Source organism: Methylobacterium dankookense (assembly GCF_902141855.1).
Lineage (GTDB): Bacteria > Pseudomonadota > Alphaproteobacteria > Rhizobiales > Beijerinckiaceae > Methylobacterium > Methylobacterium dankookense.
In genome coordinates, this window is the sequence record NZ_CABFVH010000053.1 from 1 (window position 1) to 19,646 (window position 19,646).

Sequence of the window (19,646 nt, forward strand, 5' to 3'; positions counted from 1 at the left end):
ATCCGTCAGGTCGAACCGCGCCATCCAGAACCCTCCCTCGCCAGAGGGTTAACGACGGCACGCCTCACCCGTGCCCACCGTTATGGGTTCGCGACCTAGGCCGGTCGTGCGAAGGCCGCCCTGGCTTCGGCCGCATGCGCGCGAACCGCGCACCCGTCCACGTGATCGTTGATGAGGCCCATGGCCTGCATGAAGGCATGGATCGTCGTCGGACCGACGAAGGACCAGCCGCGCTTCTTCGGGTCTCTGGACAAGGCGATGGAGGCGGGCGATGTCGATGCGGTCTGCGGGGCGGGCAGATCCTCCGGCCTCGGCTCGAAACGCCAGACATAGGCGGCGAGAGATCCCTCCCGCTTCACGAGGTCCTGCGCCCGTCTGGCATTGTTGATGACGGCGGCGATCTTGCCGCGATGGCGGACGATCCCCTGATCCGTCAGCAGGCGCTCCACATCCGCCTCGGTGAAGGCGGCGATCCGGTCGATGTCGAACCCGTGGAAGGCGGCGCGGAAATTCTCGCGCTTCGCGAGAATGGTGCGCCAGCTCAGGCCCGACTGAAAGCCTTCGAGACACAGCTTCTCGAACAGGCGCCGGTCGTCATCGACCGGAAAGCCCCATTCGGCGTCGTGGTAGGCGAGGAATTCGGGTGCCGCCATGCACCAGCGGCAGCGCGGATGCCCGTCCGGACCGGGACGCGTCGCAGCCATGGTTCAGGCTTTCAGGAAGGCGAGCCGATCGTCGGTGCGCCCCGGCGTGACGGCCAGGATCTCGGCGCTGACCACCCCCTCGGCCACGAAGAGGTCGTCCTGCACGCGGGCCGCGATCGCCTCGGGCGACGCATTGTGCGCGAGGATCGTGCCGCCCGCATTCGGCTGGAGGCTGCCGGCCAGCAGGAAGACGCCGTCGTCGAAGCCGCGCCCGATCCAGGCCTTGTGCGCGTCCATGAATTGCGGCGCCCTCGCCTTGTCGGCGAAGCGGAGGGTGATGACGAACATGGTCTTCTCCATCAGAGGCGTCGGCGATCCTCGGCCTGTGGCGCGGCGGGGCATTGGGCGAGCAGCCACGCCTCCATCTCCGCGACCTCGCGGCGGATGAAATCCTCGTCGCGGAAGGCGGTGGCGAGCGTCGCGATCCCCTGGCTGCGCATCAGGACGTGCAGAGCCAGCGCGTCGGCATCCTCGTCCCGCCCGAGCCTGGCGAATTGCCGGGAGAGCCAATCCCGGAACAGGGCGAACAGGCGGGCCGCGTCGTCCTTCGCCGCGTGATCGCGCTTCGCCAGCTCGTCGCAGAGCGTTCCGACCGGGCAGCCGCAGGCCATGATCCTCGCCCGGTTCCTGATGAGGATGTGGATGAAGCTGCGGATGCATTCCGCGGGAGAGGCTGCCTCCCGCTCCCAAGCCTCCAGCATGGCGCCGGTATGGGCCGCGCGCTGCGCGATCACGGCCTCGAGGATCTCGTTCTTGGTCTTGAAATGGTAATAGAAATTGCCGCGTGAGAGGCCCGTATCCTTGGCGATGTCGGCGAATGACGTGGCTTCGAAGCCGCGCTCGTAGAAGAGCCGGTCGGCGACATCCACGATCTGCCGGCGGGTTTCGCTGGCCACCATCTCTGGTCCTCACCCTCGTGGCACGCCCGGCGGAACGCCCTCGGCGCGCTTTAGGGCATTTGACCTAGATTTTCTAGGACAAGCGCCCTACGCGGTCAATGGTGCGTCATGCGGGCCGAAGGGACGGGCAGCCTCTGAGGGATCGGCTCCAATCGGCTCTTGTGAGGGAGGAAATTTCCAGGATGGCGGAGGGAGCGGGCTTCGGACCCGCCCGGTCTCCATCGTCCTCGGTGGAGAAAAGGCGGCGCAGGGGCCGCCTGAGCCAAGCTCGGCCGCGTCGGGCGGATGCGTGGGGCGTGAGCCCCGCGCCCGCCGCGGGGCTCGCCGCGTGGACGTATACTCAAGCAGTTGCTACCGTCCGTTGCAGGGCCCGGCGTTGCGCCGTCCCCGCCGTCCGGAGGGTGCGATGCCGCTCGGATCCCGTCTCGTCCTCGCCCTGGTGATGGCCCTGCTCGGCTCGGCCGGCGCCCGAGCCGGCCAATCCGCCGGGAGCTGGACCGCCCCGCCGGCCCGGACGCCGGCCGTGCAGCCCGAGGTGGCGCCGGCCGATGCCCCGAAGGAGAATCCGAAGGCCGAGGCGCCCGCCGCGCAGAAGGCCGCCCCGCCCGCCGCCCGGGCCGAGGCGCCGCGCAAGCCCGTGCGGGCCGCCCGCCGTGAGGCCAGGCGCGTGACGGCGGCGCGCCCGCGGGTGGCGCGTGCCGCGCCGCGGGTGCAGGAGGAGCGGAGGGTGGTCTATGCGGCCCGGCCGGCGCTGCGGCACCTGCGCTATGGCGAGCCGCTGCCCGTGGGCGTCGCGCCCCCGCGCGAAGCGATGGCGGATCCGCGCCTGGAGCGGCTGGGCAGCGCGGAGGCGGCCGGCTACCTCGTGGTCCGGCGGCGCACCGTCGTCTATCCCGACGGGCGCGCGATCCGGATCTACCGGCCCCTGGAGGACGGGGACGGCTTCGACTAGAGCGCTCTCGGTCGACGAGGGGATGCCGGTTCGGCGCAAGAGAGCGCGTCAGGCGACGGCGCTCGATTGCTCTTTCGCCGGCCCGGTCTGGACCGGCGGAGGCCTCAGCGGATGCGGCCGGGGCGGGTCGGCTCGAACACGATGCGGCGGTGGAAGGCACACCAGCTCTTGCCGTCCTGCACGGGCGCGCCGCAGCACATGGCGCGCTCGGTCGGCTCGCCGATGATGAACTTGCAGACGAAGGCGCCCGACTGCGCGAAGGGCACGCGCAGCTCGGCGGACGGCTCCTTGATGGTCTCGGCTTCGCCGATCTGTGACATGCGGACGAGTTGATTCATCGGACCTGGGGCGTTCGGTGCCTCACGGATCGGGCCGGCGGCCCGCCGGAGAGGCGGCAAGCGGTGGGGTTATCCGCGGCATCGCGGCAACCGGCCCTGCACCCGTGCGGAGCCGGGCTTCGCGGGCCCGGGGACGCGCCGCGCGACCGGACGGTCCACGGCGCATGTCATCTTGCTGTTATAGCTGGCGTTCTTGCATACGAAAACAACCCCGTGTCCCTGGGGCGAGCCGACGCATGCCGGCCCGGCCGCGCGCAGGCGGACGTTGGGTATGCCAATAGTAACCTGTGCGATGATTCCGCGCGCGCGCTGCGGCGCAATACTGAATTTCCGCCGCCCTGTTGGCTTCAGGGTTGATTCCCAGGCATGCCCCGGCTGCAACCCCCTCCCCCGTTGCGGGCGGCATCCGGCCCGCCCCCGTGGCCGCCGCGCCCGTCCGAGGGGCCTGAATGATTCGCGGCTTTCCCGCTTGAGGCGGCCGGGCGGCCGGTGTAGGGCCGGCCCCGTCTGGGGCTCGGGGGGAGAGCGATGCGCGTCCTCGTGACCGGTTCGGCCGGGTTCATCGGGTTCCATCTCTGCCGCCGGCTCCTCGCCGAGGGCCACGCCGTCACCGGCCTCGACGGCTTCTCCGACTATTACGATGTCGGCCTGAAACGCGCGCGTCATGCCGAGCTTGCCCACGAGGCGTGCTTCGAGGCGGTCGAGGGGCGCCTCGAAGCGCCGGGCCTGCTGCGCGACCTCCTCGCCAGGACGAAGCCCGAGATCGTCATCCACCTCGCGGCCCAGGCAGGCGTGCGCTACAGCCTTGAAAATCCGCAGGCCTACGCCGACGCCAATCTCATCGGCAGCTTCAACCTGCTGGAGGCGGTGCGGGCGCACCCGGTCCGCCACCTCCTGCTCGCCTCGACGAGCTCGGCCTATGGCGGCAACACCGCCCTGCCCTTCCGCGAGACCGACCGGGCGGTCAGCCCGCTCACCTTCTACGCCGCCACCAAGCTCGCCATGGAAGCGATGGCGCATTCCTACAGCCATCTCTACGGCATCCCGACGACGGCGTTCCGCTTCTTCACGGTCTACGGGCCCTGGGGCCGGCCGGACATGGCGCTGTTCCTGTTCACCCGGAAGATCCTCTCGGGCGAGGCGATCGAGGTCTTCGGCGACGGTACGCCCGAGCGGGATTTCACCTATGTCGACGATCTCGTCGAGGCGATGCGCCGCCTCGTCGACGTGCCCCCGCCCCGTCCGGGACAGGGGGAGCCGGCGGGCCCGGAGGACACGCTGAGCGCCTGCGCGCCCTATCGGCTCGTCAATATCGGCGGCGGCCGGCCGGTCCGCCTGGATGCGATGATCGATGCGCTGGAACAGGCCCTCGGCTGCCGGGCCGAGCGCATCCTCAAGCCCCTGCCCCCGGGCGACGTCGCCCGCACCGCGGCCTCCACCGATCTGCTGCGCCGCCTCGTCGGCACGGTGCCCGAGACGCCGATCGCGGTGGGCATCCCGGCCTTCGTCGCGTGGTACCGCGCCTTCTACGGGGCCTGATCCGGTCGCGCCGCGCGCCGGGATGTGGTTGAGTGGCCGCGTATCCGGACCGAGAATAGGACTGAAGACATATGGCGTCCTCGCCCCTCGTCAGCGCCGAATGGCTCCATCAGCGCCTCGACGCACCCGACATCGTGGTGCTCGACGGCTCCTGGTACCTGCCCGCCGCCGGCCGCGACCCGGAGGCGGAGTTCCGCGCCGCGCACATCCCGCGGGCTGCGCGCTTCGACATCGACGCGATGAGCGACGAGACCTCCGGCCTGCCGCACATGCTGCCGCGGCCCGAGGTGTTCGCCTCGCGCATGCGCGCGCTCGGCATCGGCGACGGGCAGCAGATCGTGGTCTATGACGGGATGGGCCTGTTCTCGGCGCCCCGCGTCTGGTGGATGCTGCGCACCTTCGGCGTGCGCGACGCCCTCGTCCTCGACGGCGGCCTGCCCGCCTGGATCGCCGCCGGCTATCCGACCGAGGACGGCGACCCCCTGCCCCGCGAGCGCCGCCACTTCAGCGCCCGCCTCGACAACGGCGCGGTGGCGGATGCGGGCGACATCGCCCGTGCGCTGGCGGGTGGCTCGGCGCAGGTGGTCGATGCCCGCTCCGCTCCGCGCTTCTGCGGCGAGGAGGCGGAGCCGCGCCCCGGCGTGCGGCCGGGCCACATGCCGGGCGCCCGGAATCTCCACTATGCGGCGCTGCAGCGCGACGGGCGCCTGAAGAGCCCCGAGGAGTTGCGCACGATCTTCGCCGAGGCCGGCATCGATCCCGAGCGGCCGATCCTCACCACCTGCGGCTCGGGCGTGACCGCGGCGATCGTCTCGCTCGCCCTCGACACCCTCGGGCGCCCAGCGCGCGGGCTCTACGACGGCTCCTGGTCGGAATGGGGCGCCGACCTGGAGCGGCCGGTGGCGACCGGGCCGGCCTGATACGGGCAGCGAGGGCACCGTATTCCCCTCGGCCGCCCTCCGTCATCCCGGCGTCACCCGGGCGGGGCATTTTTGCAACGCCGCCGCCCCGCCTGCGACGACCGGCGCTGAACCCTGTTGTCAGAATTATAGCACTGGCTATATCTCGCCCCGGAGCAACGGGGACGAGGTGTGGGCGATGCGAGCGGGGGCGCGCATGAAGGATGGATGGGCCGGGGCGGCCTTCGGCGTCGGGCTCTGCCTTGTCCCGTGCCTCGCGGCCGCGGCCGATCCGGCGGCGCCACGCGCCCTGCCGGGCTTCGCCGACTGGTCGGGAGGCTATGTCGGCCTGCAGGGTAGTGCAGGCGCGTCCTTCGGCGCCCTCGATTTCGGGCCGACCACGATCGGCGGGCGCACCGTCCCGGCCTTCCGCACGGGCGATTCCACCGGCCGCTCGGACCGGGGCCGCGAATCGACCACGGCGGTGGGCGGCGTGTTCGGCGGCTGGAACTGGCAGCGCGGCCCCTGGCTCACTGGCATCGAGGCGGAGCTCTCCGCGGCGAATCTCAAGCGGCCGGTGGGTTCCTCGGTCCTCGGCTTCGGCTACGAGGCCGCCGACCCGGCCTTCGACGTGATCCGGGCCAAGACCGACGGCTACGGCATGCTGCGCGGCCGGTTCGGCTACAGCTTCGACCGGGCGCTGGTCTACGCCACCTTCGGCCTCGCGGGGGCGACCACGCGGATCCTCGCGACCTATCCCGACCTCGCCGGCGGCCCGGCCGCCACCGCGGGCAGGGAGCAGACCCAGCTCGGCTTCACCCTCGGTGCGGGCATCCAGTACGCCGTCACCGACCAGATCGCGCTGGGGCTCGACTACCGCTACATCGATCTCGGCTCGACCGGGCGCTTCGATCTCGGCGCCGTGCCGGGCCCCGCCGGCGGCCCGGTCTCGACGCGGGCCGGCTTCGTCTCGAACCAGATGCTCGCGCGCCTCTCCTGGTATCCCGGGGGCCTGCGCCTGCCGCCCGAGGCGGACGAGGTGGCGCCGCACGATCCCGACACCGCCGTGAGCGACCGCTTCTCGCTGCACGGCCAGACCACCTTCGTGAACCAGGGCGTGCCCGGCTTCCGCTCGCCTTATCGCGGCGAGCAGAGCCTGCTGCCGCATCAGGCCCAGGCCACCACGACGGCGACGCTGTTCCTCGGCCTCAAGCTGTGGGAAGGCACGGAGCTCTACTACAACCCGGAATTCAGCCAGGGCTTCGGCCTGTCGCGGACGCTGGGCGTCGCCGGCTTCGTCAACGGCGAGGCGCAGAAGGCGGGCGCGCCCTTCCCGAAGCTGCGCTCGAACCGCTACTTCGTGCGCCAGACCTTCGGCCTCGGCGGCGAGACCGAGGACGTGCCGGACGGCCCGAACCAGGTCGCCACCCGCCGCGACGTGGAGCGCATCACCGTGGTCGCCGGCAAGTTCGCGCTGGGCGACTTCTTCGACGGCAACATCTACGCCCACGATCCGCGCGTCGACTTCATGAACTGGTCGCTCTGGGGCGCCTCGGCCTGGGACTTCCCGGCGAACCTGCCCGGATTCACGCAGGGCGTCTTCGTCGAGTACAACCGCCGTGAGTTCGCGATCCGCGCCGCCTACACGCAGGTGCCGAAGGAGCCCTCCAGCGACGTGCTCGACCCGCGCGTCTTCGAGCGGGCCGGCGCCGTGGTCGAGCTGGAGACGCGCCACACCCTGCCGGTGCTGGACCAGCCCGGCCGCGTCCGCCTCGGCGCCTTCACCAATGTCGGCAACACGGCGAATTACCGCACCGTGGTGGCCCTGACGCAGGGCGGCGTCTTCGCCGACATCAACGACGCCGTGCAGGCCACCCGCCGCCCGCGCCGCAAGAGCGGCCTCTACGTCAACCTGGAACAGGCCCTGCGCGACGATATCGGCATCTTCGCCCGGGCCAGCGTCAATGACGGGCGCAACGAGAGCCTGTCCTTCACCGACATCGATGCCAGCCTCTCGGGCGGCGTCTCGATCAAGGGCGCGGCCTGGGACCGGCCCCTCGACACGGTGGGCCTGGGCGCGACCATGAACGCGATCTCGCGCTCGCACCGGGACTACTTCGCCAATGGCGGCCTCGGCCTCCTCATCGGCGACGGGCGCCTCAGCTACGCCCCCGAGCGCGCCTTCGAGGCCTATTACGCGCTCAACCTGACGAAGTTCGTCACGGTGACGCTCGACTACCAGCTCGTCTCGAACCCCGCCTACAACCAGGACCGCGGCCCGGCCCACTTCTTCGGCACCCGCCTGCACGCGGACTTCTGAGAGCGGGCTTCGAAAGGGATCATCCCTTTCGCGGGTCCAGGGCGGAGCCCTGGTATACAGCTCCGGCTTCCGGCCAAAGCGCTGAGCCCTCTGGGATCCCGGATTCAGGCCAGCGCCGAGGCGCCGGAGACGCTGGCCCAGACGGTGCCGTAATGACAGGCGGTGGCGGCCAGCACGAAGGCGTGCCAGATCGCGTTCTGGAAGGGCAGGCTGCGCCAGACGTGGAAGACGACGCCGACGCTGTAGAGCAGGCCGCCCACCGCGAGCAGCCACAGGGCGGTCGGCTGCAGGGCGGCGATCACCGATTCGTAGGCGAGGAGCCCGCTCCAGCCGAGCATGAGGTAGAGGCCGATCGAGAGCCGGTCGAAGCGGCCGGGCAGGAACAGCTTCACAGCGATGCCGATGGCGGCCACCAGCCAGATCACCGCCAGCAGCGCCCAGGCGGTCGTCCCCGTGCCGACCAGGGTGACGAGGGGCGTGTAGGTGCCGGCGATCATCAGGTAGATCAGCGCGTGGTCGGCCCGGCGCAGCAGCCATTTGCGCGGGCTCACCGGATAGAGGTTATAGGTCGCCGAGACGCCGAGCATCGCCACCATCGCCGTGGCGTAGACGACGATCGCTGCCCGCTCGCCCCAGCCGAGATGCGCGGTGAGCGAGCTGGTCACCAGCGCCACCGCGCCGGCGAGGCCGAGGACCACCCCGAGCCCGTGGACCACGCCGTCCGCCAACATCTCGCGCGGCGTGTAGTGCCAGGTCACCGACAACGGTCTGCCATCCTCTGCCAGCGACATCGGGGTCTCCTGCACCCTCCTGCAATGCAGCACTATAAGCCTCCCGTGGCCAAGTCGTTCCTTGTGCAGACTGCGTAAATACAGCTGATCCCCGGCTTCGATGTCGCATGGTCAACGATTGTGCTGTGCAACAAGCGCTGCCGCAGGCGCGAAGGCTTTCAGACCTGCGCCGAACTCTTGGGCAGGTCCGGTGCAAGCGTGGCCTTTCAGATCCCGCTTCCTGCGAAACCTTCGAAGCCGAAGGCGGGCTCGGCCCCGCTCGGCGCGGCCGGCGCGCCCTGCCCCAGGCCGAGGCTGAGCCGGGCATGCACGGTCGCCATCACCAGCACGCCCATGGCAAGCACTTGGTGGGCCAACCCGGCCCAGAGCGGTACGGCGAGCAGCAGGGTCGCGATGCCGAGGCCCATCTGGGCGAGGGCCAGAACGGCGATGCCGGCGGCCCGTCCGGCGGCACCCACGGGCGTCGAGAGCCGGGCATGCACGGCGTGGACCACAGCGAGGAGGACGATGAGATAGGCGGTCAGCCGGTGGTTGAGCTGCACCAGGGCGAGGTTGTCGACGAAGTTCTCGATCCAGGGCCGCACCGCGAACAGCTCGGAGGCCGGCGGGACGAGGGCGCCATTCATGGTGGGCCAGGTGTTGTAGACGAGGCCCGCATGCGAGCCGGCGACGAGGCCGCCGAGGAAGATCTGCACCAGCACGAGCACCGGCAGGGCAACGGCCATGGCCCGGACGCTGCCGGGCGCGGGTGCGAGCCGGCCGCGGCGCTCGCCCGCCGCCAGCCAGACGAGGCCGGCCAGGATCAGGCTCGCCGTGGTGAGGTGGAGCGCGAGCTTGAGGGGCGCCACCGCCGTCATGCCGGGCTTGAGCCCCGAGGCGACCATGATCCAGCCGATCGCCCCCTGGAGCCCGCCGAGGAGCCCGAGCCCCAGCAGCCCGAGGCCGAGGCGGCGGGAGAGCATGCCGCGCCACCAGAACACGGCGAGCGGCAGGAAGAAGACGAGGCCGAGGACGCGCCCGAGCAGGCGGTGGCCCCATTCCCAGAAGTAGAGCACCTTGAAGTCGGCGAGGCCGAGGCCCTGGTTCAGGATCTGGTATTGCGGCGTGCCGCGGTACTTCTCGAACTCGGCCGCCCAGTCCGCCGCCGAGAGCGGCGGCATCACGCCGGTCACCGGCCTCCACTCGGTGATCGAGAGGCCCGAGCCGGTGAGCCGGGTCGCGCCGCCCACCGCCACCATCGCCACCACGAGGGCCGCGACGAGGTAGAGCCAGATCCGCACGGGATTGCGCGCGGTGTCGCCCGCCGCGCCGGGCTCCCGTCCGGCGGTGGTGGAAAGCCGCATGACGCCGATCATCCTTCCGGTTGAGGTCGGCTTCGGGTTAGGCAATGCCGGCGCGCGGGGCAACGCCCGGCTTTGCCGCAGCGCCCCTGCGCCCTGCTTTCAAGGAGACGTCCCATGCGCCGCCGCGCCCGCACCCTGGTCGGCACGATCGCCATCCTGGCCTTCGTGATGATCTACGCGCCGCTCGCCATGGCGCTCGCCGACAGCCGGATCGCCGAGACCCCGCCGGCGATACAGACCGTGATCTACTGCGTGCTCGGCATCGCCTGGATCATTCCCCTGATGCCGCTGATCAAGTGGATGGAGCGGCCGGATCGTTAGGGGGCGGCCGGCTTCCCCTCGTTTTCGCCGCACTCGGGCGAGAGAAGCGCGCCTTACCCCTCGCGCACCCCGTATCCGATGCATCGACCGCTTCCGCGCCTGCCCCTCGCCATCGGATTCCTCCTCGCCGCCGCGCTGCCGGCGCTCGCCCAGGGCACGCCCCGATCGATCAACGATTGCGAGCGCCTGAAGAACGACCTCGCCTACAACCAGTGCCTGTCGATGTTCGGGCCCGCCGCCAGGAACGTCGCGGGCGGCTACGCCGCGGGCGAGTTGCCCACCACGCCCGCCGTGCCGGCGAACGCCCAGGCCAATCTCCAGGCGGAGGCCCTGGCCAACACGCCCCTCGCGATCCCGCAGGCGGAGGAGCCCGCCGTCGAGACGCGGCGCGGGCGCCGCCGCTACGGCCGCCACGGCCGGCAGGCCGCGGTCTTCACGGTGGGGAGCGGCGAGAGCCGGGGCCGGCGCCGGCGGCGCTGAGGCGGCGGGGGGCGATCACGCCACGTTGAGCCGCCGCCCGCGATTCCAGGCAAGGAAGGGCACGCCGGAGAGGAGCCCGCGCAGGGCCGCCCGCGACTGGTGGCAGCCGTTGACCGAGACGCGCGGCAGGGCGTGCAGGTGCCCGGCATGGGCCGCGAAGAGGTGGCCCGGCCGCGTCGTCACCGCGGTGGCGAAGCCGAGTTCGCGCGCGATGGCGAATTCCCGCGCGCCGGCCGAGCCCGGATCCCCCACCGGATAGGAGAGGTGGCGCACCGGGCGCCCGATCTCCGCCTCCAGCCGCGCCCGTCCGTCCGCGATCTCGCGGGCCGCTCGCCCGTCCGCGTGCTTGGCCAGCATCGGATGGCTGATCGTGTGGGCGCCGAAGGTCACGGCCGGGTCGCGGGCGAGCATGCGCAACCCGTCCCAGTCGAGGCACAGCTCGGCGGCGATCTCGCCGGGCGCGAAGCCCGCCTCCCGGCAGAGGGCGGCGATCGTGTCGAGGAGCCGCTCCTCCGGCCCGGCGCGCAGGTCGCGGTAGATCGCCGCGAAGGCGCGCGCCTTCTCCTCCGGGCTCCGCGCCGGCAGGTCGAGGTGCCCCGCCGCGACCGGAATGCGGATGCGGGTGAGGCGAGCCACCGCCCGTTCCAGCTCCACCCACCAGAGCCGGCCGCGCTGGTCGGCGAAGTCGCTCGTCACGAACAGCGTCCAGGGCGCGCCGTGCCGCCGCAGCACGGGGGCGGCGTGGGCGACGTTGTCGCGGTAGCCGTCGTCGAAGGTCAGCACCGCGAAGGGTCTGGCCCCGGGCGCGGCGAGACGCTCCGGCACCGCGTCGAGGCCGACGATCTCGAAGCCGCGGGCGGTCAGTTCCGTGAGCGTCGCGTCGAGGAAGTCCGGGGTGATGCCGAGCAGCCGGTTCGGGGCGAAGGCGGCGGGGGGCTCGGGATCGACCCGGTGGAAGGTGAGGATCAGGCCGAGGCCGCGGGCCACCGGCGCGAGCCAGGCATTGGCCCCGGTCGCGGCGGCAGCGCGGAACCCGGCCTCGAACAGGCGGTGGCGCAGCTCTGTGGAGACCATCCGGCGGGTTCCTGGCGGCCCGGCACGGGCTCCCGATCCCACCAGTCTCCGTCCGACCGGTAAAGGAAGCGCGAAGCTACCCGTCGCGGCGGCGGCCGCCGAGGCTCAGGCGGTCCTTCAGCTCCAGCACCTTCTGCACCTTGGCGCCGAGGCTGAGGAGCTGCACGAGGCGCTCGGTGTCGAGGCGGCGCACGTCGCCGTACCAGCCGGCGAAGAGCTCGAAGAGGTCGTGCATCTCGCGCAGGCGACCTTGCGCGTGGCGCTCCTCCGCGTCGCGCGGCTCCTGCATCAGGATCTCGCGCAGCAGCGTCAGGGTCGGGTCGACCTCGCGCTTCTTGCGCTCCTCCACCAGGGTCCGGACGATCTGCCAGATGTCGTCGGGCGTCGAGAAATAGTCGCGCCGGTCGCCGGGCACGTGCTGCAGGCGCACGAGGTTCCAGGCCTGCAATTCCTTGAGGCCCATGCTGACGTTCGAGCGCGAGAGGCCGAGCCGCTCGACGATCTCGTCGGCGCACAGCGGCTGGGGCGCGACGAAGAGCAGCGCGTAGATCTGGCCGACGGTGCGGTTGATCCCCCAGCGCGAGCCCATCTCGCCGAAATGCAGCACGAAGGTCTGGACGAGCGGCGGCAGCTGCATCGGCGTCACGCCCTCAGCCAGAGGCGCAGGCCGTAGGCCACGATGCCGACCGCCGCCACGCCGCCGAGCCAGAGCAGGGCGAACCAGCCGAGGCGCGCGGGCCAGGAGGGCGACCGTGAGGGCTGCCGCGCGCTCAATGGTAGCCCTCCGCGCCGACCTTTCCGCGGAAGACCCAGTAGGCATAGGCGGTGTAGGCGAGGATGACGGGGATCAGCACGCTCGCGCCCACCAGCATGAAGATCTGCGAGGACGGCGGCGAGGCCGCCTCCCAGATCGTCACCCGGCCCGGCACGATATCGGGGAAGATGCTGATGCCGAGCCCGGCATAGGAGAGCGCGAACAGGCCGAGCGCCAGCAGGAAGGGCGCGCGCTCGGCGTCGCGGGCGAGCGCCCGGAAGAACAGGACGCTGCCGACGACCACGAGGAGCGGCACCTGTGCGGTCACGAGCACGCTCGGCCAGGCGAACCAGCGCCCGGCATAGGTCGGGTTGAGGAAGGGCGTCGCCGCGCTGACGAGGCCGATGCAGGCGATGGTGGCGATGCCGAAGCGGAAGGCCATGCGCCGGGCATGGATGCGGGTGGTGCCCTCGGTGCGCATCATCAGCCAGGTGGCGCCCAGGAGCGCGTAGCCGGCGACGAGGCTCACCCCCGTGATCAGGCTGAACGGGGTCAGCCAGTCCCACCAGCCGCCGGCATAGCCGCGGCCGGCCACCGCGATGCCCTGGAGGAGCGCGCCGAGCGTGACCCCTTGAGCCAGCGCCGCCACCAGCGAGCCGCCGGTGAAGGCCACGTCCCAGGCGGCGCGGTGCTTCGGGTCGCGCCAGCGGAACTCGAAGGCGACGCCGCGGAAGATCAGCCCGAGCAGCATCGCGATGATCGGCGCGTAGAGCGCGGGCAGGATGATCGCGTAGGCGAGCGGGAAGGCGGCGAACAGGCCGCCGCCGCCGAGGATCAGCCAGGTCTCGTTGCCGTCCCAGACCGGGGCGATCGAGTTCATGGCGGTGTCGCGCTCCTCGCCCGGGTGCAGGCCCGGGAAGAGCAGGCCGACGCCGAGGTCGAACCCGTCCATCACCACGTAGGCGAAGACCGCGAAGGCGATGACGAAGGCCCAGACGACCGAGAGGTCCATGTCGATGGCTGGCAGCATCGTCTCACTCCGCGGGCTGGAGATGGCGGTCGGGATCGACCGCCGGGGCCGGGGTCACGCCGGCGGCGCGGACCGGCAGGCCGGGCTCGAGGCCCGGCTCGCCCGGATGCGGCGCGTGCGCCATCAGCCGCAGGATGTAGAGGACGCCCATGCCGAACACCGCGAAATAGACGAGCACGAAGGCGAGAAGGGAGGCCGCCACCGCGGGCGCCTGGAGCGGCGAGACGGAATCGGCGGTGCGCAGCAATCCGTAGACCGTGTAGGGCTGGCGCCCGACCTCCGTGGTGATCCAGCCGGCCAGGACCGCGACGAAGCCCGCCGGGCCCATCGCCAGGGCCGCCCGGTGCAGCCAGGGCATGGCGTAGAGCCGCCCCCTCAGGCGCGCCCACAGGCTCCACAGGCCGAGGCCCAGCATCGCGAAGCCGATGGCGACCATCACCCGGAACGACCAGAACACGATCGGCACCGGCGGCCAGTCCTGCCGCGGCACGGTGTCGAGCCCCTTCAGCGGCGCGTTCAAGGAGTGCTTCAGGATGAGCGAGGACAGTTTCGGGATCTCGATGGCGTAGCGCACCGTGGCCGCCTGCTCGTCGGGCAGGCCGAACAGCACGAGCGGCGCCCCGTCCGGATGGCTCTGGAAGTGGCCCTCCATGGCCATCACCTTCACCGGCTGGTGCTCCAGCGTGTTCAGCCCGTGCGCGTCGCCGGCCAGGATCTGGAGCGGCGCCACGCAGGCGAGCATCCACATCGCCATCGAGAACATGGTGCGCGCGCCCGCATTGGCGCGGTCGCGCAGCAGGTGCCAGGCGCCGACCGCGCCGACCACGAGGGCGGTGGTGAGGTAGGCCGCCAGCACCATGTGCACGAGGCGGTAGGGGAAGGACGGGTTGAAGACGATCGCCCACCAATCCGCCGGCACGAACTGCCCCTGCGCGTTGACGGCGTAGCCGGTGGGCGTCTGCATCCACGAGTTCACGGACAGGATCCAGAAGGCCGAGAAGCAGGTGCCCACCGCCACCATCAGGGTCGCGATGAAGTGCAGGCCGCGCCCGACCTTGTTCATGCCGAACAGCATCACCCCGAGGAAGCCCGCCTCGAGGAAGAAGGCGGAGAGCACCTCGTAGGCCATCATCGGCCCGAGGACCGGCCCGGTCTTATCCGACCAGACCGACCAGTTGGTGCCGAACTGGTAGGACATCACGATGCCGGAGACGACGCCCATGGCGAAGGCCACGGCGAAGATCTTCAACCAGTACTTGAAGAGGTTGAGGTAGACCTCCCGGCCCGTGAAGAGCCACAGCCCTTCGAGGACGGCGAGGTAGCTCGCCAGCCCGATCGAGAAGGCCGGGAACACGATGTGGAAGGCCACCGTGAAGCCGAACTGCGCGCGGGCGAGCACGATGGCGTCGATGCCGGACAGGAGGTCCATGCCGATCCTCGCTCAAGGCGCCCCGGGAGCCGGAGGCGATGCCGGCTCGGCGGGAGCGCGCGTCACACCAACGACCGGGAGCCGGCTGCGATCACGACGGATCGCAGCCGGCTCCAAGTCTCGTAATTTCAGGAATGACTGAAAATTGCGAAGGCCGCAAGTCGGGCATGGACGGCGTCGGCGCATGTCTGCCCGCAGCACCCGACCGGACGCTCGCCCGGTTCGGGTGGCTGGGACATGGATATGTCCCGGGGCCGGTGCCCCGGGCGAAGACTCAGAAGAACCGCTCCTTCACGACGATCGTGTCGCCGGGGCGGACCGGATAGGTCATGGGCACGATGCCGGAGACGAGGCCGCCGGGGCCGTCGCGGGTCAGCACCGCGTAGTCGCGGGCCGCGCGCGGGCCGAAGCCGGCCGCGATCGCCACCGCGCTCTCCACGGTCATGCCGTTGACGTAGGCGTACTGGCCCGAGGTCGTGACCTCGCCGAGGATGTAGAACGGGCGGTAGGTGTCGATCTCCACCGTCACGTGCGGCTCGCGCACGTAGCCGGCGGCGAGCCGCGCCTCGATGGTGCGGGTGGCCTGCGCCGTGCTCTGGCCGCCGATGGCGACCGCGCCGATCAGGGGCATGGCGATCCGCCCCGCACCGTCGACCGCGTAAATGTTCGAGAGGTTGTCCTGGCCGAACACGATCACGCGCAGCTTGTCGCCGGCCGAGAGCGTGTAGCGTGTGCCGATCGAGCCGGTGCCGGTGGCGTCGAGGTCCGCGGTCCGGAAATCCGGCCGCAGGCATCCGCCGAGGGCGAGGCTGGTCGCGAGCGTCAGAAGGAGTGCGCGCCGGTTCATCACCTAGGCCGTGGTCAGGTCACCCGAATGCGGTCGGTGTAATCGGTTAGGGTTAATGAAGCCTCACCTCGGCCGGCGCCGTGTCCCGGAGCGGGCGGATCGGCCTTAACTCTCGGGCAACCTTAACGGTCTCTAATGCCCCGCGGCCGTCCCAGGGACGTGACCAGACTTCCCGGCGTTCCGAGGCCGTGCATGACCGAGATCAGCCCCCGCGCGACCTATCCCGCCCGAATGCCGGCGCGGGAGGGGCTCAACCTCGCGCAGCTTCCGGCGGTGCTGCGCCGGTCCTGGGCCTGGATCGCCGTGCCGACGCTCGCCGCAGCCCTCGCCGCGGGGGTGTTCGTGCAGGTGGTGGCGCCCCGCTATACCGGCGCGGCCCAGGTGCTCCTGGAGAGCCGCGAGGCCGCCTTCGCCCGCACCGCGCAGGAGCGCTCCGACCAGGTCACGCCCCCCGACGAGCAGGCGGTGGCGAGCCAGGTCCAGGTGATGATGTCGCGCGACCTCGCCCGCGAGGCGATCCGCCGGCTGAAGCTCGTGGGCAACCCGGAATTCGATCCCTCCGCCGGCGAGGCGGGACCGGTGAAGCAGGTGCTGATGCTGCTCGGCATCGCCCCGAACCCCCTCGACCGCCCGGCCGAGGACCGGGTGCTCGACAATTACTTCGACCGGCTGCTGGTCTTCCCGGCCGGCAAGTCGCGCATCATCTCGGTGGAGTTCCGCTCGCGCGACGCGGATCTCGCCGCCGCGGGCGCCAACACCGTGGCCGAGCTCTACCTCTCCTCGCTGGAGGCGGCCAAGGTCGACACCGCCCGCTACGCCTCGACCTGGCTCGGCGGCAACATCGAGTCGCTGCGCAAGCGCGTGGCCGAGGCCGAGGCCAAGGTCGAGAGCTTCCGGGCCCGCAACGGCCTCGTGTCGGCGCCGGGCACCACCGGCCAGCCGCTCACCGCCCAGCAGCTCGGCGAGCTCTCGACGCAGCTCTCCCAGGCGCGCACCATCCAGGCCGACCTCGCCGGCCGGCTGAAGGCGATCAAGGAGATGATCAAGGACGGCCGCGCCTTCGAGATCCCGGACGTGGCCAACAACGAGCTGGTGCGCCGCACGGTGGAGAACCGGATCGCGGTGCGCGCGCAGCTCGCCCTCGAATCGCGCACGCTGCTGCCGGCGCATCCGCGCATCAAGGAGCTGACGGCGCAGGTCACCGATCTCGACCAGCAGATCAAGGCCGCGGCCGAGCGCATCGTGCGCACGATGGAGAACGATCAGCGCATCGCGGGCGCCCGGGTCGAGAGCCTCAAGGCGGCCGTCGACGGCCAGCGCGAGGTCGTCGTCAAGGGCAATGCCAGCGAGATCGAGCTCCGGGCGCTGGAGCGCGAGGCCAAGGCCCAGCGCGAGCAGCTCGAATCCTATCTCGCCCGCTACCGCGAGGCCTCCGCCCGCGAGGCCGAGACCGCCTCGCCGGCCGATGCCCGCATCGTCTCCCGCGCGGTGCGGCCGGAACTGCCCTCCTTCCCGAAGAAGGTTCCGATCGTCGCCTTCGCCACCCTGCTCGCGCTGATGCTCTCGGCCGGCGCGGTGATCGGGCGCCACCTCCTGGCCGATGCCGAGGGCGGACGCCACCCCGAGGACGGGTCGGAGGCCGAGCCGGCGCGCGCGCCGGCCTGGGCCGCGGGGCCTGAGCGCTTCGCCTATCCCGAGCCGCTGCCCCCGGGCCATTGGCCGGGCGAGGCGTCGGCCGCCGCTGCCGCCGCGCCGGTCGCCGAGGCGCCTGCCCTCCCCGCTGCTCCTGCCATCCCGAGCGCGGCCCCCGCCGCGGGCCAGGCCGCCCTGCCGCCCGCCGTGCCGCCTGCTACGCCCGCCCCGGCGCCGGAGCCGGCCGGCTTCGACCTCGGCCCGCTGATCGGCCGGCTGCAGGAGGGGCCGCGCCGCGGCGCCGGGCGTCTGGTCCTTGTGGTCGAGACGCCGGCCCAGGCCCGCGGCACCGGGCTCTCCCATCCGCTCGCCGGCAGCCTCAGCGCGCTCGGCACCACCCTCGAGATCGATGTGAACGGCCCGGAATCCGAGGCCGAGGAGCCGGGCCTGACCGACCTCGTGGCCGGCGAGGCCGCCTTCGCCGAGGTGATCCAGCCGACGCGCGACCGGCGCCTGCAGCGCATCGCCACCGGCCGCTTCGAGACCGCGGCGCTGCTGGCCGAGCCCGAGGCGCTGGCGATCGCCCTGGAAGCGGCGTCCGAGGCCTATGACTGGGTGGTCTGCCGCCTGCGCCTCGTGCCGGGCCCGGTCGCCCTGGTGCCGGCCCTCGCCCGCCACGTGGACAGCGTGGTCCTCGCCTCGAACGCGTCGGCCGACGATCCGGAACTCGGCGACCTGTTCGGCCTCGCCGAGGATGCCGGCGCCGGCCAGGTGCTGGTCGCGCAGGACCGCCCGGCCCGCCGCCCCGAGCAGGAAGGCCTCCGTCTCACCGCGGCCTGAGCCATCGGGGCTGCAACCTCGCGGGGCAGGCACGTCCGGATCGGGTATCCCCCCTTGCGGGGAGGGGTCAGGGGTGGGGGTGGTGCAGACGGCACCGCTCCGCTCGATCCTGCGCCACCCCCCACCTCCGGCTCCTCCCCGCAAGGGGGAGGAGAGGCCCGGTGTAAACTGAAGCGATTGATCGGCCTTAGCCCTTGAGCTTCGCCAGCCGGTCGCGCAGGCCCGCGAGGCGCGGGTCGCGCTTGATCCGGCGCTTGGCCCGGGTGAGCGCGGTCGCGGCGGCCCGGTAGGCGTGGCCGCGCAGGGTGACCGCCAGGATCGGCCGCGCGATCTCGATGGTCTCGTCGCACACGCTCGCCTTGTAGCGCGCCTCGCCGATGCCGAGGTCGAGGCTGCGGCGGCCCCGCGCGGTCTGGTCGCGCACGAGGTGCTGCAGGAGCAGGTCGCCCGGGCTGCTGCGGGACACCTCCGGATCGGCGTCGAAGGAGGTGGTCATCCCGCTGAAGCGCGCGGCATCGACCGCGCCGGTGAAGGTGGCGAGCACCCGGCCCGTCGTCTCGGCCACCAGGGCATGGACCTCGATGGCCGGGTTCTCGCCCGCCGCCGCCCGGTCCAGGAAGGCGCGCACCGCGCCGTCGGCGAAGGGATCGCCGATCCCCATCGCCGCGAAGCGCGCGGCCTTCTGGGCGTGGAAGGCGGCGAGGAAGCGGGCGCGCTCCTCCGCCGTCCCGGCGCAGCGATAGGCGAGCGGCCCCACCGTCTCCACGAGGCGGCGCTCCTTGCTGCGCAGCTTCTTCCGGGCATCGCCCCCGAAGGCGCGGCGCACGCTCGCCTCGGGATCGGGGCCGAGCATCATGCCGTAGCCGTCGCTCGGGGCGGGGTCGGCGCCGAGCGCCAGGGGGTTGACCGCCCCGTCCCAGGTCCGGGGCTGGTTGCCGAGGTCGATCGCGTCGATGCCGGCCCGGCGCCCGGCCGCGCGCAGGGCGAGGCGCAGCTCCTCCGCCGGCAGGGCCGCCGCGTCGCGGCCGGAGAACAGCGGCAGGTGGTAGTTCGCATGGGCGCCCCCGATCACGGAGGCGATGGTGAGCCCGCCCCGGCGGCGCAGCACCAGGGGCAGGAGGAGGCGCACCCGCTCGGCGGCGTCGCGCAGGATCAGGACCCGGCAGGTCTCGCCGGGGGCGAGGGCGGCCGCGAAGGCCGCGGCCCAGTCGAAGCGCTGATAGGGCGTGCCGAGCGCGCCGGGCAGCGCCTCCAGGGCGCGCCAGGGGGCTTCCGCCGCGGCGAGATCCGGCAGCACGTCCCCGCTCAGGGCGCCGGCCCGGGCGCGCCGCGCCGTCTGCCCGAGCGCGCCCCGCTTCGCCTCCTCGACGAGAACCGCCATGACCACCTCGCCCGCCGCATCCGTCGCGCGAGACTCGGCGCGGGTGCCTAACCCGCGGTGTATGCCGCGCGGC

Annotated in this window: 20 protein-coding genes; 7 read left to right on the plus strand and 13 right to left on the minus strand. The window is 72.0% G+C overall.

Annotated features, from left to right (window positions below):
* Positions 1–95: 95 nt before the first annotated feature.
* From MTDSW087_RS25420 to MTDSW087_RS25430, 3 genes are read right to left on the minus strand one after another with little or no spacing between them, the layout of a single operon-like run.
* Complete coding sequence (locus MTDSW087_RS25420; protein WP_144767886.1) at positions 96–704, minus strand: DNA-3-methyladenine glycosylase I; 609 nt, start codon at positions 702–704, stop codon at positions 96–98.
* Between the two features lie 3 nt (positions 705–707).
* Positions 708–992: a YciI family protein gene (locus MTDSW087_RS25425; protein WP_144767888.1), complete on the minus strand. Its 285-nt coding sequence runs from the start codon at positions 990–992 to the stop codon at positions 708–710.
* Between the two features lie 11 nt (positions 993–1,003).
* Positions 1,004–1,603 (minus strand): TetR/AcrR family transcriptional regulator, encoded by a 600-nt coding sequence (locus MTDSW087_RS25430; protein ID WP_144767890.1) that lies wholly within the window; start codon positions 1,601–1,603, stop codon positions 1,004–1,006.
* A 406-nt stretch (positions 1,604–2,009) separates the two neighbouring features.
* Here MTDSW087_RS25430 and MTDSW087_RS25435 point away from each other — a divergent pair, with 406 nt between their 5' ends.
* Entirely contained in the window at positions 2,010–2,555 is a 546-nt protein-coding gene (locus tag MTDSW087_RS25435; protein ID WP_144767892.1) for a hypothetical protein, read from the plus strand.
* Between the two features lie 104 nt (positions 2,556–2,659).
* Here MTDSW087_RS25435 and MTDSW087_RS25440 read toward each other — a convergent pair whose 3' ends face one another.
* A complete protein-coding gene (locus MTDSW087_RS25440) occupies positions 2,660–2,893 on the minus strand; it encodes a GcrA family cell cycle regulator (protein WP_144767894.1) in 234 nt (77 codons plus the stop codon).
* Positions 2,894–3,421: 528 nt separating this feature from the next.
* Here MTDSW087_RS25440 and MTDSW087_RS25445 point away from each other — a divergent pair.
* The 3 genes from MTDSW087_RS25445 (at position 3,422) to MTDSW087_RS25455 (ending at position 7,651) form a co-directional block, all read left to right on the plus strand.
* A complete protein-coding gene (locus MTDSW087_RS25445) occupies positions 3,422–4,432 on the plus strand; it encodes an NAD-dependent epimerase/dehydratase family protein (protein ID WP_144767895.1) in 1,011 nt (336 codons plus the stop codon).
* 71 nt (positions 4,433–4,503) lie between these two features.
* Complete coding sequence (gene sseA, locus MTDSW087_RS25450) at positions 4,504–5,352, plus strand: 3-mercaptopyruvate sulfurtransferase (protein ID WP_144767897.1); 849 nt, start codon at positions 4,504–4,506, stop codon at positions 5,350–5,352.
* A gap of 196 nt (positions 5,353–5,548) precedes the next feature.
* Entirely contained in the window at positions 5,549–7,651 is a 2,103-nt protein-coding gene (locus tag MTDSW087_RS25455) for a carbohydrate porin (RefSeq protein ID WP_238179252.1), read from the plus strand.
* Positions 7,652–7,755: 104 nt separating this feature from the next.
* Here MTDSW087_RS25455 and trhA read toward each other — a convergent pair whose 3' ends face one another.
* Both trhA and MTDSW087_RS25465 read right to left on the minus strand, forming a co-directional pair.
* Entirely contained in the window at positions 7,756–8,442 is a 687-nt protein-coding gene (gene trhA / locus MTDSW087_RS25460) for a PAQR family membrane homeostasis protein TrhA (RefSeq protein ID WP_144767902.1), read from the minus strand.
* 206 nt (positions 8,443–8,648) lie between these two features.
* Positions 8,649–9,785, minus strand: a complete 1,137-nt coding sequence (locus tag MTDSW087_RS25465) for a COX15/CtaA family protein (RefSeq protein WP_238179247.1) — start codon at positions 9,783–9,785, stop codon at positions 8,649–8,651.
* Between the two features lie 114 nt (positions 9,786–9,899).
* Here MTDSW087_RS25465 and MTDSW087_RS25470 point away from each other — a divergent pair, with 114 nt between their 5' ends.
* On the plus strand, positions 9,900–10,106 hold the full coding sequence (locus MTDSW087_RS25470) for a DUF2842 domain-containing protein (protein ID WP_144767905.1): 207 nt from the start codon (positions 9,900–9,902) through the stop codon (positions 10,104–10,106).
* A 78-nt stretch (positions 10,107–10,184) separates the two neighbouring features.
* Positions 10,185–10,586, plus strand: a complete 402-nt coding sequence (locus tag MTDSW087_RS25475; RefSeq protein WP_144767907.1) for a hypothetical protein — start codon at positions 10,185–10,187, stop codon at positions 10,584–10,586.
* A gap of 15 nt (positions 10,587–10,601) precedes the next feature.
* Here MTDSW087_RS25475 and MTDSW087_RS25480 read toward each other — a convergent pair whose 3' ends face one another.
* From MTDSW087_RS25480 to MTDSW087_RS25505, 6 genes are all read right to left on the minus strand, one after another.
* On the minus strand, positions 10,602–11,660 hold the full coding sequence (locus MTDSW087_RS25480) for a polysaccharide deacetylase family protein (protein WP_144767909.1): 1,059 nt from the start codon (positions 11,658–11,660) through the stop codon (positions 10,602–10,604).
* A 76-nt stretch (positions 11,661–11,736) separates the two neighbouring features.
* Positions 11,737–12,297: a GbsR/MarR family transcriptional regulator gene (locus MTDSW087_RS25485; protein ID WP_144767911.1), complete on the minus strand. Its 561-nt coding sequence runs from the start codon at positions 12,295–12,297 to the stop codon at positions 11,737–11,739.
* Between the two features lie 5 nt (positions 12,298–12,302).
* Entirely contained in the window at positions 12,303–12,434 is a 132-nt protein-coding gene (locus MTDSW087_RS25490) for a DUF2474 family protein (protein WP_144767913.1), read from the minus strand.
* Positions 12,431–13,444, minus strand: a complete 1,014-nt coding sequence (gene cydB, locus MTDSW087_RS25495; RefSeq protein WP_144767915.1) for a cytochrome d ubiquinol oxidase subunit II — start codon at positions 13,442–13,444, stop codon at positions 12,431–12,433. Before cydB ends, MTDSW087_RS25490 begins: the two co-directional genes overlap by 4 nt.
* A gap of 4 nt (positions 13,445–13,448) precedes the next feature.
* A complete protein-coding gene (locus tag MTDSW087_RS25500; protein ID WP_144767917.1) occupies positions 13,449–14,873 on the minus strand; it encodes a cytochrome ubiquinol oxidase subunit I in 1,425 nt (474 codons plus the stop codon).
* Between the two features lie 274 nt (positions 14,874–15,147).
* Complete coding sequence (locus MTDSW087_RS25505; protein ID WP_144767919.1) at positions 15,148–15,720, minus strand: polysaccharide biosynthesis/export family protein; 573 nt, start codon at positions 15,718–15,720, stop codon at positions 15,148–15,150.
* Positions 15,721–15,912: 192 nt separating this feature from the next.
* Between MTDSW087_RS25505 and MTDSW087_RS25510 the strand changes: the two genes are divergently transcribed.
* On the plus strand, positions 15,913–18,192 hold the full coding sequence (locus MTDSW087_RS25510; RefSeq protein WP_144767921.1) for a GumC family protein: 2,280 nt from the start codon (positions 15,913–15,915) through the stop codon (positions 18,190–18,192).
* 187 nt (positions 18,193–18,379) lie between these two features.
* Here the strand turns inward: MTDSW087_RS25510 and MTDSW087_RS25515 are convergent, their stop codons facing one another.
* On the minus strand, positions 18,380–19,573 hold the full coding sequence (locus tag MTDSW087_RS25515) for a GNAT family N-acetyltransferase (protein ID WP_144767923.1): 1,194 nt from the start codon (positions 19,571–19,573) through the stop codon (positions 18,380–18,382).
* Positions 19,574–19,646: the final 73 nt, after the last annotated feature.

What these genes read in the sequence shown, in the direction of transcription:
- MTDSW087_RS25445 (WP_144767895.1), top strand. Translation starts at nt 3,422, where the DNA reads ATGCGCGTCCTCGTGACCGGTTCGGCCGGGTTCATCGGGTTCCATCTC.
- MTDSW087_RS25505 (WP_144767919.1), bottom strand. Translation starts at nt 15,720, where the DNA reads ATGAACCGGCGCGCACTCCTTCTGACGCTCGCGACCAGCCTCGCCCTC.
- MTDSW087_RS25510 (WP_144767921.1), top strand. Translation starts at nt 15,913, where the DNA reads ATGACCGAGATCAGCCCCCGCGCGACCTATCCCGCCCGAATGCCGGCG.
- MTDSW087_RS25515 (WP_144767923.1), bottom strand. Translation starts at nt 19,573, where the DNA reads ATGGCGGTTCTCGTCGAGGAGGCGAAGCGGGGCGCGCTCGGGCAGACG.
- sseA (WP_144767897.1), top strand. Translation starts at nt 4,504, where the DNA reads ATGGCGTCCTCGCCCCTCGTCAGCGCCGAATGGCTCCATCAGCGCCTC.
- cydB (WP_144767915.1), bottom strand. Translation starts at nt 13,444, where the DNA reads ATGCTGCCAGCCATCGACATGGACCTCTCGGTCGTCTGGGCCTTCGTC.
- MTDSW087_RS25420 (WP_144767886.1), bottom strand. Translation starts at nt 704, where the DNA reads ATGGCTGCGACGCGTCCCGGTCCGGACGGGCATCCGCGCTGCCGCTGG.
- MTDSW087_RS25455 (WP_238179252.1), top strand. Translation starts at nt 5,549, where the DNA reads ATGAAGGATGGATGGGCCGGGGCGGCCTTCGGCGTCGGGCTCTGCCTT.
- MTDSW087_RS25430 (WP_144767890.1), bottom strand. Translation starts at nt 1,603, where the DNA reads ATGGTGGCCAGCGAAACCCGCCGGCAGATCGTGGATGTCGCCGACCGG.
- MTDSW087_RS25500 (WP_144767917.1), bottom strand. Translation starts at nt 14,873, where the DNA reads ATGGACCTCCTGTCCGGCATCGACGCCATCGTGCTCGCCCGCGCGCAG.
- MTDSW087_RS25480 (WP_144767909.1), bottom strand. Translation starts at nt 11,660, where the DNA reads ATGGTCTCCACAGAGCTGCGCCACCGCCTGTTCGAGGCCGGGTTCCGC.
- MTDSW087_RS25435 (WP_144767892.1), top strand. Translation starts at nt 2,010, where the DNA reads ATGCCGCTCGGATCCCGTCTCGTCCTCGCCCTGGTGATGGCCCTGCTC.
- MTDSW087_RS25485 (WP_144767911.1), bottom strand. Translation starts at nt 12,297, where the DNA reads ATGCAGCTGCCGCCGCTCGTCCAGACCTTCGTGCTGCATTTCGGCGAG.
- MTDSW087_RS25425 (WP_144767888.1), bottom strand. Translation starts at nt 992, where the DNA reads ATGTTCGTCATCACCCTCCGCTTCGCCGACAAGGCGAGGGCGCCGCAA.
- trhA (WP_144767902.1), bottom strand. Translation starts at nt 8,442, where the DNA reads ATGTCGCTGGCAGAGGATGGCAGACCGTTGTCGGTGACCTGGCACTAC.
- MTDSW087_RS25470 (WP_144767905.1), top strand. Translation starts at nt 9,900, where the DNA reads ATGCGCCGCCGCGCCCGCACCCTGGTCGGCACGATCGCCATCCTGGCC.
- MTDSW087_RS25440 (WP_144767894.1), bottom strand. Translation starts at nt 2,893, where the DNA reads ATGAATCAACTCGTCCGCATGTCACAGATCGGCGAAGCCGAGACCATC.
- MTDSW087_RS25475 (WP_144767907.1), top strand. Translation starts at nt 10,185, where the DNA reads ATGCATCGACCGCTTCCGCGCCTGCCCCTCGCCATCGGATTCCTCCTC.
- MTDSW087_RS25465 (WP_238179247.1), bottom strand. Translation starts at nt 9,785, where the DNA reads ATGCGGCTTTCCACCACCGCCGGACGGGAGCCCGGCGCGGCGGGCGAC.